Source organism: Photobacterium rosenbergii (assembly GCF_003026455.1).
Taxonomy (GTDB): Bacteria; Pseudomonadota; Gammaproteobacteria; order Enterobacterales; family Vibrionaceae; genus Photobacterium; species Photobacterium rosenbergii.
In genome coordinates, this window is record NZ_PYMB01000001.1 from 895572 (window position 1) to 907260 (window position 11689).

Here is an 11689-nt window from a genome sequence, read left to right on the forward strand (position 1 = left end):
GGTGAGATGTTAAGGGGGCCTAGCCTGCCCCCTTACCTTAGAGCCTTAACTTACAGGCCGTATTTCTTGGCGTAGCCAGTGATATTCTCGTATGCAGTTTTCGCGTAAGTTAGTGGGTGCGCTTTGGCAGGATCCTGCTCAGCTTCAACCAGTAGCCAGCCTTTGTAATCGCGCTCTTTCAGTGCAGCGAAAACATCATCGTAATCAACGTCGCCAGTGCCAGGAACGGTGAATACACCATCAAGAACTGCGTTAAGGAATGATTTGTCTGCATCGCGAGCGGCCTTCATAACGTCTAGACGTAGGTCTTTAAAGTGCATGTGGCCGATACGGTGGCCCCAACGCTTGATCATGGTGACAGGGTTACCGCCGCCGTATGTGATGTGGCCTGTGTCCAGTGTTAGGTGAACAGCGTCGCCTGTAAGCTCCATCATTAGGTTGATGTCGTCTTCAGTCTCACAGATAGTGCCCACGTGGTGGTGGAAAGACAGCTTGATGCCGTGCTCGTTAAGTAGGTACTCAGCTACTGTGGTTAACTTCTCGCAGTAAGCTTTCCACTCATCCATTGTTAGGATAACGCGCTGAGATAGTGGAGTGTTGATATCACCGTGAACGGTATTGCTCACTTCACCAAATACCATCGCGTTACAACCCGCAGCTTTTAGAAGCTTGATATGGTCTTGCATCGCAGCGATTTCTTCTTCAGCCGTTAGCGTCATCAAGTTACCGCTGTACCAGCCAGAGGCTAGAACCAGACCGTGTTGTTCAAGAAGAGGGATAAGCACTTCTGGCTCACGAGGGTATTTAGTACCTAGTTCAGTACCAGTAAAGCCAGCTTCCGCCATTTCACTCAAACATGTTTCCAATGGGATTTCGCCGCCAAGTTCTGGCATATCATCGTTAGTCCAGGTCAGTGGGCTGATTCCATATTGAACATTGCTCATGTTTGTACTCCAATTTTTTTGATTATTAAATTCCGGGTCGGTGACGATTGTGGTCAGTCCAGTGGAATATGTTCTTTGGGAATCTCTGAACCGTTTTTCAATCTGCACCATTTGCTTCACTGGAAATCACTATAACCGAAAAAATAAAAACGAAAAATATTTTTCACAAGTAACAATCGTTTTCATTTTTTCCAACAGAAATGAAAAAACCCCAGTAATCATGCGGCTTAGAAGAATTTCTTGAGCAAGATCACAGTTACATTTAATGCATATAAAACAATGATTTAACCAAAAACAATCTCACGGAAAATATTTTTCGCAATTTGACGTAAGTATCATTTTTAGACAAAACCACCTATTCGCTATAGCCGTATAAATCCTGTGCGCTTATGATTTACGCCGTCACCAAGTGGAAAATTATTATCAAAGCAATAAATTACTATTAATAATATTGGTGATATGAATAGTACCGATGCAAATACCCTACAGTAATTAGCGCATTGGAAAGCTACCCAACTCAAACTTATTCGATGGTTGAGTAAGAGACGGGAATCTCATAAAGGAGTAGAACATGTCATCCACAACCGCGGCCGAGGCCCGAAAACATAATTTTGCTTATATAATCAGAATTTGTTGTATCGCAGCCCTAGGGGGAATTTTATTAGGTTACGATACTGCTGTTATTTCAGGCGCCATCGGTCCAATCAGGGAGCACTTCGGATTAACTCCAGCACAGACAGGCTGGGCAGTTTCAAGTGTTGTTCTAGGAAGTATTATCGGTGCCGTCAGCGCCGGTTGGTCCGCCCTAAAATACGGACGTCGCAACACCCTCTTCATTGCCGCCATCCTCTTCATGATCTCTGCCATCGGCTCTGCACTAGCAACCACCTTCACTTTCTATGTCATGCTCCGCATCGTTGGCGGTGTCGCAGTAGGTTTGGCCTGTGTGGTTTCACCTATGTATATGTCTGAAGTGGCTCCAAAAGATTTCCGTGGCCGTGCTGTGAGTATGTTCCAGCAGTCTGCTGTTGTGGGCCAAACTGGTGTGTTCTATGTTAACTACCTAATTGCAAAAGGTATGAGTGAAGCTTGGCTGGTTGATATGGGCTGGCGTTGGATGCTGGGTTCAGAAGTCATTCCTGCCGCTCTTTTTGCCGGACTACTATTCCTTATTCCTGAATCACCACGCTGGTTGGTACTCAAAGGCAAAATTGATCAAGCTAAAGATACCCTATCGCGCATCTCTAATCCGAAACATGCTGACCAACTGATCGGCGAGATCCAAGCATCACTGGCGGATTCTAATCAACCGGGCAAGAAACAAGTTAGCCTACGTTCGCCACTGCTGTTCGCTATCTTGGTGATCGGTACCTTCGTCGCTGCAGCCCAGCAGCTAACGGGTATCAACGTCATTATGTACTACACGCCGGAAATCCTGCGCCCAATTACAGGCAGTACAGAAAATGCGCTGTTCCAGACTACATTCGTTGGTGTCGTGTTCATTCTGGGTAACGCATTGGGTATGTACCTGATTGATAAGGTTGGCCGCCTACCGCTAATGAAATACGGTACGTTCGGCTGTGCCGTCGGTATGACAGTCGTTGGTTTTGTGCTTTACACCGGCACTGAAGGCTACGCTGCCCTATTCGCTCTGTGTCTATACGTTGTTTCCTATGCAACGTCTTGGGGCTGTGCATGCTGGACCATGATTTCTGAAATATTCCCGAACAGCATCCGTTCACGTGCAATGGCTATCGCTGTCGGTGCCCAGTGGTTTACCGGCTTCCTGGTTACCCAATCGTTCCCAATGCTGAATGAAAATGCCTTCTTAAAAGAGAACTTCAATGGTGCATTCAGCTTCTGGTTATTCGCCGCGCTATCGCTAATCTGTATGTTTGTAGTCGTCAAATACGTTCCGGAAACCAAAGGCGTCAGTCTTGAGAAAATGGAAGAAGCTATGGCTAAGAAACTTGGCAAGAAAGTCCCTGCTAAAACAGCAGAAGCCACGGCTTAATTTAAAAGAAAGATCAGCAGGCTTTCGGTAAGAAAGCCTGCTTTTGCATTACCATAAGGGAGAAACCATGCTCGATAAGATGGCTTTTTTTGTCTATGTCATCCGTACCGGCTCCATTTCAGCCGCTGCACGGAAATTTAATATCTCCGTCTCTGCCGGTAGCCGTTGGTTACAGGATCTCGAACAAAGCTTTGGTATCACCTTGTGCCGCCGCACCAACCGATTGCTGACGGCCACCCCTGCAGGCCAAAAACTGGTCGATGAGTTTTCGCCTTTGGTTGATAACGCCGAGCAACTGTGTAGAAGCCTGCAAGACTTTCAGGAGCAAGACAAAGGTCATATCAATATTGTATGTACCCCGGTATATGCCAATAATTTCCTGATGGATAAAATCAGCAACTATCTAATATCCCACCCAAATGTCACCTTTAATCTTAACGTGACCCCTTGGGCACTAGACCATGCTGCCGAGGCCGATTTGGTAATTAGTGCCAATGCTTGTTACCAAGGCTACCAGGAGAAGGACCTGCATTTAGTTCGTAGAGAAATAATGCAAAGCCCATTTGTAGCCGTAGCCTCTGCTGAGTACCTAGAGCGAAACCCGGCACCGGAACTCCCCACTGAACTCTCTAAGCACCAATGCTTATTTGCAACCACACTCACCGGCAGCAATGATTGGATTTTTGAGCGCAACGGCGAAACCCAGATGATCAAAGTGCCTAAATCACTAGAGGTCAACGACAGTGATTTGCTTTTGCAGAGTGCCATTAAAGGAGCTGGCATTGCCTACCTCCCCGCCTTCATTGTCGATAAGCCCTTATCAGAAAAGCAACTTATCCCAGTGTTGGAAGATTATGAAACCAGTATTTGGAGCCTAAATCTTTATTACCACCCACCAACGAAAGCCTCTGCAGTAGCAAGCCATTTCAAAAGCTATTTGTTGGAGATGGAAGAAAATACATAACTCTAATCAGGAATAATACCAAATAGCTCAGCTAACAAAGCTGACCTTTCACTGGGGTGATAAGGCGTGATGGTTTTGCCCCTGCTTGATGTCCTAGCGATATGTTCATCTGACAAAGCGATTCGTGTGTCGCCCTGTAATATTGAGACCACCCATTGTTTGGTGAATATTGAGCGTTCATCAAACTCAATAAACGCTATCGCATCTTTAAAATCTATCCGCTGATATGGCTCGTCTATGAACTGATACCGAGGTAAATCGTCATTATCGTCATACAACCACAACTGATAGCTATCATTGCCAATTGGTTTTATTTGGTGGGTGATCCCAAGGTGCTCAAAACCAAGCCTGCCATCCATCGGAATAACCTGACACATCGCCCGGGCATCACCAACATCTGCGATATATTTGCAGCCATCAAGCTCAATAACTATGGCAATATGATTAGCCTCATCGCGAAGTTCACCTTCAACGAACATTCTTGCAGCGACACGATAGGCACGGTAACCACAGTGCGTGAGTAGCTCAAATAATAAGTTATTGAGTTCAAAACACACCCCTCCCCGGCAGGAAAGAATCAACTTCTGGTATAGGTGAGAAGTTTCGTCGTTAATCGCCACTCCCGAGAGCACATCCAAATTCTCAAATGGGATTGACGATACCATCGCCTGACAAAGTGTATTGGCCCCTTCAAGGCCATTTAGTTCTGACAGCCGAAGACCAAGTCGCTGTTCAATTTGGGGGATCCAAGCTTTGTGTATCAATATCAGCTCCAATGGTATTTTATAAGTCGGCCTAACAACTGCCCTATCTTATAGCAACATAAAATCACCAACCATTGGAATTAATCAAGATTTTCTAACCCGTGCCACAGAACTCTGATATCAGTCGGTAGTAATCTGTTGGTTTCAAGAGAAAATCTCTCCATAAACTTTGGAACATCCTATGCAATTCAATCACCTGCAACAACCTATAGGCACACCAATGCCTGACTGGCAAGGTGCCAGCACTCCGGAACTTGTAACCCTTAACGGTCAATTTTGCCGCGTCGAACCTCTTTGCCCTTCCCGCCACGGTAATGACTTATTTGAGGCTTTCTCCGCAGACAAAGAAAACCGCATGTGGACTTACATGTTTATGGGGCCATTTGATAGTAAGCAAAGCTTCTTCGACTGGCTAACCCCTCTGCAACAAAGCCGCGACCCACTTTTCTTCGCCATTATCGACCCTGTATCAGGATTGGCGGTGGGAATCGCCTCCTACATGCGAATTGTTCCACAAATGGGCGTGATCGAAATCGGTAACTTCCTTTTCTCGTCAAAGCTACAGAAAACACCTGCAACTACCGAAGCCATCCACCTGATGCTCAAACATGCCTTCGAGGATTTGGGCTACCGCCGTTGTGAATGGAAATGTGATTCACTCAACCAGCCTTCTCGGCGGGCCGCAGAGCGACTAGGGTTCACTTATGAAGGGCTGTTCAGGCAAGCTATTGTCTACAATGGCCGAAATCGAGATACCACCTGGTATGCCATTATCGACAGCGACTGGACACAAATTTCCAAGGCACATCAAGCTTGGCTGTCGGCTGATAATTTCGATGTAAAAGGTATGCAGAAAAAACGCTTGGCAGAGTTGCTATCGCTGGGCATGGCCTAGCCCTTCATTGCTTACTCACTGGCATTCATTTAATCTTGCGCCCTATTGAGCTGATAAGAAACAAAAATCAACAAAGGGTTAACTGTGAAGATTTACCAGATCACCGACACTCACCTCGCCGAGGCTAGCAATGACCTAGATACCAATCTCATCAGACTACTAGACATTGTTAACCAAGATAAGGACGATAAAGTCTTGCTGTTGACCGGTGATCTCGCCAATGCTGCAGTCCCTGCTGCTTATCAGCGAATCCGAACTTACCTTGAGGCCTGCGAGTCCATTACCCATTGCTATGCGCTTGCAGGGAATCATGACGATCTGCATGTTATGAAAGCTTGCTTCAAGGGCAACAAGATTAAGATTCGCAAGTCTGCAATTGTGAACGGCTTCCCTTTCCATTTCCTCGATACCAGCCAAAAGCCTCTTGGCAATGATATGGATCTTGGAGCTGGGAGAGTGACCAACAGAGAAATAGCGGCCTTGAGAAAAGCCATAAGAAAAACACCAAAGCTAATCGTCTCACATCACCCGATCATTGATGTTAGCGGACAATGGTTCAAGCAGATTGGCATTGAAAATCAAGCAGACGTTGTTCGCTGTTTCAATCACAAAAGGACAGTCATCAGCGGCCATGCCCACCATTATTTCGATATCGAGCAGGGAAATGTGCGCCAGTTGGTCGGCATAGCTTCCGCCTATGGCTTTGAGCACCAAAGCAATACCCCACAACGGAATAGCTACCTGGGGATGAGTATTTACAAAGCTAGTTGGTCACAAGGCGAAATCTGTGTTGAGCACCTCAACAACTACCTATTGTAGCTCTACACCTCATTACTAATTGGCTATGGAAAAGTGTCCCCCAAAGTACAGCCCAGTAAAGTACTCACTGGGCTAGGTCTGTGACACTTATTGATGAAGTAGCTCTACACCATCAAGCTCTACAACAGCTCGTGACATAGGTAATACTTGCCCTTCAGAAAGTAGGGACTCAAATTTTTCATTCGGTAGCGCCACCGAGTACGCACAGCGGTCTTCGATACACACTACTGCTTTGTCACTAGTTCGACGAATGTCAGTGACCTTTTGTGTCATTGCCATACCCGCAACAAGTTGCTCGCCGGAAGGTGATAGATCGAATAAGGTTGCAGTACTTGGATACAGCACATCGACCTGCTCAACGCTTTCATTCGGTGTTGATGTGCAGGCACTTAAGGAAAAAGCTGCAAGAGCTGGCAACAAAAGATGCTTGATTTTCATTATGTTCCTTAATGAGTAGCCATTGGGGAAACGGCTATGGGTAGAATTAGATAATATCCTACATCATCGATAGATTGAGGCCACTTACCTTTGCCCAAATAGTCACTAAATGTCGCAAAATGACTCGTAGGTCTAAAAGCCGTAAGCCTTGGGTTGGTAACTCGTTTATGCCCTATTGTTTGTTAACACTTAGAAGTTAGAACAAAGTTGAACGATTAACTTTGATGTATGAAAAGTAATGCTTGGCAGTAGTAAAGATATGGCTCCAATATCCCGTATTTTCATATTGAAAACAAGTTCATGACAAAATAGAACATGTTTCTCTAAACCAGTCACCAACCGCATTAATTATGTCTTGCTGCCATGACTTCTTAACGGCGCTAGAGGGATACAACAAAACATAGCCAAGCCGACCAGTTTGCAGTGCAAAATCTAAGTCTAGCGAAAGAAAATCTTCATTAGATTCTTCCACCATGCTGGTGGGTAATAAACTGAACCCCTCTAGCTCAAGTAGCCTAAATAGTGATTTAGGATCACTGACAGTGCTCGTTTGTGATGAAATCAGGGTCTGTTGGCCAAAGTTACTTTGCTCCAGATCTTCCAAAACATATTGTCTATGAAGTTGTAGCTCTGGCATCGAGAGTTGTTGCCTATTCGCTAATGGCGAATTTTTATGGACGTAATAGTTAAACTCTGCATAACCCAGATTAATAAAGCTCACCCCTCTTTCCGGGTGAAGTTCACCCTGATTCAAAGTGATACAAAAATCCACTTCCCCTTTCACCAACAAGTCTAATGCCTGTTGTCGTGGTCGAGACAACCAATTAATGACAGTCATCGGATGTTGGGAGCGACATTCTTTGTCTATTTGTAGTATCGCTGAGCTTGGTATGGAAGAGTCATGGCAAATAGATATACGTGTCTTATCACCTAAAAAAAGGCTCTCGGTAGCTGATTCGAGGGCATTCATTTGATAAATGATTAGTTTAGAAGCACGGAGTAAACTTTCTCCCTGTTCAGTCAGCTTTGGCGCCTTTCCATTTCTCTCAAATAATGTGATGCCCCAGTCAATTTCAAGATCGGAAACTTGTCGATGCAGGGTAGAACGATCTTTCTTCAGTTTTATTGCTGCTTTACTAAATGATCCTTGTTCTGCAACAGAAACAAAGGCATTCAGTTGATCAAATGACGCTCTCGGCACAAGTAAACTCCTAAACAACACCCATCTTCTGTTGCAGATCATACAACAAAAGTGATTTTTAACGTTGTTCTTTAATGTTTAAAGTCATTACAAAGACAACATAAATTAGGAAGTATGATGAAAAATAGCAAAAACAAACTAATGGTAGCCCTAATTTCAGCAATTGCTGCTACTTCAGTAACAACCACAGCTGAGGCTTGTTCACGTATTCTATGGGAAACAGAAAACCACGGGGTTTTCGTAAGTCGGACAATGGATTGGATGGAGGAGAATCAACCGACAGTTGAGGTTCGCCATTCAGGCCAAAGTTACAAAGGCCATAGTTCTGAAAACGGTAAAACTTGGACTTCCAAGTACGCATCTATTGGCATGACCCTATTCGGTGTTGGAATCGTCGATGGTTTCAACGAAGTCGGTTTCTCTGCAAATGCCCTATTTTTGGACGAAGAGTCAGCGGGCAATTTAGACGGCGAACTTGCACAAGTATCAAATGCTGTATTTGCTGCGTACCTACTCGATAATTTTGCCACTGTTGAAGAAGCTTTAGAAAATATTAATCAGCTAGAGATACAGCAATTCGAACACAATGGTCATAACATGCGTGGTCATTATGCCATTCAAGATAAATCAGGTGACTCAGCGATCCTTGAGTTCCTAGATGGTGGTTGGAAGATCTATCATGGCAAGCAATATGACGTCATGACCAACAGCCCTACTTTCAAAGAACACCTTTCAAACTGGAATGCAGCACAGCCTACTTCTGAAGATGTAGTTGATGGTGAGTACCCAATACCGGGTAATATTAACTCTGCTCAGCGCTTTGTATGGAACAAGTATATGAAGTCTCAGTTAACAGAGCCAACGAGTTACACCAACGGCATTGCTAAGCTAGACAGTGTTACTTATAAAATTCCACTGGATGCAGCAAACCGTCCAGATGCTGCTGGCGTTATGCGCGGATATGCAACCCTCTACTCGGTAGGCTATAACCTTGATCAAAAGGTCATGCAAGTCCGCTATCAGTTTGGTGATGCTTACACCCATTTCACCGTCGATTTTGACAAACTAAATGATGGTAAAAACTACAGCTTAGCTGCCGACAAACCTGATCTATTTGGCGATGTAACAGAGCGGTTCACCCACAGCAAAGGCGTTATGGCGCACTATGTGACGAACTAACCCTCACGAGCTTGGCACCAACCCTATGACGAGCCTCAACTATTATCGCGCTACTGATAACTAAGCAAATCTATATAGGAGGCGGTTTCGCCTCCTATCTTGGATAGTAAAATGACTAAAAAATACTTCGTACCGTTAGTGTCACTCACACTGACCTCTTTTGCCGCGCTCTCCGACACAAACAACAACGATATTGACCCATCAGATCTGACAAAGGTCTACACTCAAGCAGCACTCATGGTCAGTGGTAACAGTAATATTATGCCAGTGGGCATGATTTCCGGTGGATACGATAATGGCCACCAGTTTGCTCTACTCGCTGAGGCCAAATTTGGTAAGACCGGTGACAATGCCGACAATGAATTCGGGCTAGAATATGGCTCTTCTCGTTTTCAGTACTTCCAGGTTGCTGATACAGGCTCAAACTTCATGCCAAGAGCCGGACTTTCTGCCGACTACATCAATATTCGTTCTCCTTACATCAAGTCAGACTTACTCGCTTTAGGCGGGGTTGCCGCAATTAATCATCAATACACACCAGGCTTTATGTTATTCCCTTTAGCGGGATACGTATTTGGACAATTTAATATTAATGGCATCAAAGATGATGTGGATGGAGTTAACCTGTCTATCGCTGCATCCATTCCTGTTGGTGAAAGTGGCGCATTTATGATGATTTGGCCTGAATACAGAAAGTTGAGCGGAAGTAAGGTTCAAACTGAAAATGTGTCGACAAAATTGATTGTTAATGCACCACTAACCGATAACAGAAAGTGGTGGATAAATACTCGATTAGAGTTAGACCACTCAGAGCTTAAAGTCTCAGGAGATAAGCTCAGCAACCAGTGGAATTCAGATGTATACATGGGGGTCAGGTACTTCTTCTAATCTGACCAACAGGAATTCATCCAATTATTTTGTTTTAGAAACTTCAAATTTTTACCGTTCAATGCATGCCGCCCCTTAAGCGTTGGACGGTCTTTTCCTATTTTAATGCTCAAACACTGTAACTAAACCACTTTCTTATATCTAATCAGTTCTTGCAATCACAGGGGCGTCCATATACGTCCAAAATCTTCACAGTTAGCATTTCGAAACTCGTATATGCCAATTCGCCGATTTCAACAGTCTGAATATTTTTCAGTCCATTCGGGTAATAAAGGTTTGCTCATCATCCACAAAAGCCACAAAGCCGCCGTTATATATAAACACCCGACCGCGTCCCTCAACTAGGCAGGCAAGCAGTGGGTTCAAATCTTCTTCGTTATTCTGGCTTTGGAAAGTGCCGGTATCGGTGATTACGCCGCTGAGTGTAGGCAAATATCCATAAGAGCGCTTAGCTTGATCAATCAGGCTCAATTCGCTGTCGGTAGAGAAGCAAGAAGGGATCGCACCGGCTTCTTCGATAAATATAGTTTTCAGTTCTTCAAAAGCTGTAATCACCAGCCAGTCGATGCCGTTTACATGATGGATAAACATAGAGTTTCTCGATAATTCTGATGCGGAGATTTTATCACTACCAAGGGAGGGCATAGTAGGGATTTAATTGCAAAAATTTTGTCCAGATGCGTTTCTTTACAAAACAACACCATCAATACTCATTCCGCATACAATCAATAAAAACCTCCATCGCAGGTGTCACACACTTACCTGCATGGTAACCACACCGTGGTTTGATCATCTGTGGCTCATCAGTGAACTTAAGTTCTTGTAAGCTACCCTCTTGCAACTCTTTTTCGACAGTAAAGCGAGGCAAATAAGAAATGCCAATGTTGCCTTCAACGCAGTTTTTGATGGTGTTGATGCTGCTTAGCTCAATCATGTTGTCGATGGTAATGTTGCGCTCTTGAATCGTACTTTCAAAAGTCTGTCGAAATAAGCATTTAGGGCCGTTACTGATGAAGCCCAAGTCAAAGTGCTGACCCCTTTTCTGTAAATCCATCCCTTTTAACAGTGGTGAAGCTATAAGTACTAGAGGCTCTTCTTTGAATTCATGAACCTTAAGTGCATTATCATTACCCACTCGATAAAACACCCCCAAATCGGCCTTGTCTGCGATCAATTCATCTCGAATCTGGTAACAGTTTTGCGACTGTAAAGAGAGTCTTACTTTTGGCGCTCTTATCCTGAATTCTTTCAATACATTGGCCATTTTATAGGCGAGTTGCGTCTCAGCAACGAGAACCTTCAGCTCCCCTGTAGGTTCTGAGCTCTCTTGTTGAGCAGTACCTTCAATGTTTTCCATCACTCGTGTGAGTTCGTAAACATAAGGAAGAATCCTCTCTCCTGCCTGGGTCAACACCATTTTTCGGCCAATTTTCTCGAACAATTGTAATGAAAGGTCTTGCTCTAACTGTTTGATCTGAAAAGTCACTGTCGACTGTGTGCAGTACAGCTTTTGTGACGCTTTAAGAAACGAGCCTTCCTCAACAATGGTTTTAAATGTAAGGAACCGCTTTAGATTCATGACC

12 protein-coding genes are annotated in these 11689 nt (G+C 44.4%); 6 read left to right on the top strand and 6 right to left on the bottom strand.

Features of this window, described 5'->3' with window-relative positions:
• Positions 1-50 precede the first annotated feature (50 nt).
• On the bottom strand, positions 51-944 hold the full coding sequence (iolE, locus tag C9J01_RS04320; RefSeq protein WP_107296856.1) for a myo-inosose-2 dehydratase: 894 nt from the start codon (positions 942-944) through the stop codon (positions 51-53).
• Positions 945-1515: 571 nt separating this feature from the next.
• On the opposite strand from iolE, the gene C9J01_RS04325 reads away from it, so the two are divergent.
• Together C9J01_RS04325 and C9J01_RS04330 are read left to right on the top strand one after the other, a co-directional pair.
• Entirely contained in the window at positions 1516-2958 is a 1443-nt protein-coding gene (locus C9J01_RS04325) for a sugar porter family MFS transporter (protein WP_107296857.1), read from the top strand.
• Positions 2959-3025: 67 nt separating this feature from the next.
• Positions 3026-3922: a LysR family transcriptional regulator gene (locus C9J01_RS04330; protein ID WP_107296858.1), complete on the top strand. Its 897-nt coding sequence runs from the start codon at positions 3026-3028 to the stop codon at positions 3920-3922.
• A gap of 2 nt (positions 3923-3924) precedes the next feature.
• Here the strand turns inward: C9J01_RS04330 and C9J01_RS04335 are convergent, their stop codons facing one another.
• Positions 3925-4686, bottom strand: a complete 762-nt coding sequence (locus C9J01_RS04335) for an arylamine N-acetyltransferase family protein (RefSeq protein ID WP_107296859.1) — start codon at positions 4684-4686, stop codon at positions 3925-3927.
• Positions 4687-4867: 181 nt separating this feature from the next.
• Between C9J01_RS04335 and C9J01_RS04340 the strand changes: the two genes are divergently transcribed.
• Together C9J01_RS04340 and C9J01_RS04345 are read left to right on the top strand one after the other, a co-directional pair.
• Positions 4868-5581: a GNAT family N-acetyltransferase gene (locus C9J01_RS04340; RefSeq protein ID WP_107296860.1), complete on the top strand. Its 714-nt coding sequence runs from the start codon at positions 4868-4870 to the stop codon at positions 5579-5581.
• 84 nt (positions 5582-5665) lie between these two features.
• Positions 5666-6400, top strand: a complete 735-nt coding sequence (locus C9J01_RS04345; RefSeq protein WP_158264485.1) for a metallophosphoesterase family protein — start codon at positions 5666-5668, stop codon at positions 6398-6400.
• Positions 6401-6487: 87 nt separating this feature from the next.
• Here the strand turns inward: C9J01_RS04345 and C9J01_RS04350 are convergent, their stop codons facing one another.
• Together C9J01_RS04350 and C9J01_RS04355 are read right to left on the bottom strand one after the other, a co-directional pair.
• Positions 6488-6838 (bottom strand): hypothetical protein, encoded by a 351-nt coding sequence (locus C9J01_RS04350; protein ID WP_107296862.1) that lies wholly within the window; start codon positions 6836-6838, stop codon positions 6488-6490.
• A gap of 298 nt (positions 6839-7136) precedes the next feature.
• Positions 7137-8039, bottom strand: coding sequence for a LysR family transcriptional regulator (locus C9J01_RS04355; RefSeq protein WP_158264486.1), 903 nt, complete (start codon positions 8037-8039; stop codon positions 7137-7139).
• Between the two features lie 117 nt (positions 8040-8156).
• Here C9J01_RS04355 and C9J01_RS04360 point away from each other — a divergent pair, with 117 nt between their 5' ends.
• Both C9J01_RS04360 and C9J01_RS04365 read left to right on the top strand, forming a co-directional pair.
• Positions 8157-9218, top strand: a complete 1062-nt coding sequence (locus C9J01_RS04360; RefSeq protein WP_107296864.1) for a linear amide C-N hydrolase — start codon at positions 8157-8159, stop codon at positions 9216-9218.
• Positions 9219-9329: 111 nt separating this feature from the next.
• Entirely contained in the window at positions 9330-10106 is a 777-nt protein-coding gene (locus C9J01_RS04365) for a hypothetical protein (RefSeq protein ID WP_107296865.1), read from the top strand.
• A gap of 252 nt (positions 10107-10358) precedes the next feature.
• On the opposite strand, the gene C9J01_RS04370 is transcribed toward C9J01_RS04365, so the two are convergent.
• Both C9J01_RS04370 and C9J01_RS04375 read right to left on the bottom strand, forming a co-directional pair.
• The gene (locus C9J01_RS04370; RefSeq protein WP_107296866.1) at positions 10359-10697 is read right to left on the bottom strand and encodes a cytosolic protein; all 339 of its coding nucleotides are present in this window, start codon (positions 10695-10697) and stop codon (positions 10359-10361) included.
• 112 nt (positions 10698-10809) lie between these two features.
• Positions 10810-11685 carry a LysR family transcriptional regulator gene (locus C9J01_RS04375; protein WP_107296867.1) on the bottom strand — a complete coding sequence of 292 codons (876 nt, stop codon included), beginning with the start codon at positions 11683-11685 and terminating at the stop codon, positions 10810-10812.
• Positions 11686-11689 lie beyond the last annotated feature (4 nt).

Excerpts from the sequence above, each read along its gene's own strand:
- C9J01_RS04330 (WP_107296858.1), top strand. The coding sequence starts at position 3,026 with ATGCTCGATAAGATGGCTTTTTTTGTCTATGTCATCCGTACCGGCTCC.
- iolE (WP_107296856.1), bottom strand. The coding sequence starts at position 944 with ATGAGCAATGTTCAATATGGAATCAGCCCACTGACCTGGACTAACGAT.
- C9J01_RS04370 (WP_107296866.1), bottom strand. The coding sequence starts at position 10,697 with ATGTTTATCCATCATGTAAACGGCATCGACTGGCTGGTGATTACAGCT.
- C9J01_RS04340 (WP_107296860.1), top strand. The coding sequence starts at position 4,868 with ATGCAATTCAATCACCTGCAACAACCTATAGGCACACCAATGCCTGAC.
- C9J01_RS04325 (WP_107296857.1), top strand. The coding sequence starts at position 1,516 with ATGTCATCCACAACCGCGGCCGAGGCCCGAAAACATAATTTTGCTTAT.
- C9J01_RS04375 (WP_107296867.1), bottom strand. The coding sequence starts at position 11,685 with ATGAATCTAAAGCGGTTCCTTACATTTAAAACCATTGTTGAGGAAGGC.
- C9J01_RS04350 (WP_107296862.1), bottom strand. The coding sequence starts at position 6,838 with ATGAAAATCAAGCATCTTTTGTTGCCAGCTCTTGCAGCTTTTTCCTTA.
- C9J01_RS04365 (WP_107296865.1), top strand. The coding sequence starts at position 9,330 with ATGACTAAAAAATACTTCGTACCGTTAGTGTCACTCACACTGACCTCT.
- C9J01_RS04360 (WP_107296864.1), top strand. The coding sequence starts at position 8,157 with ATGAAAAATAGCAAAAACAAACTAATGGTAGCCCTAATTTCAGCAATT.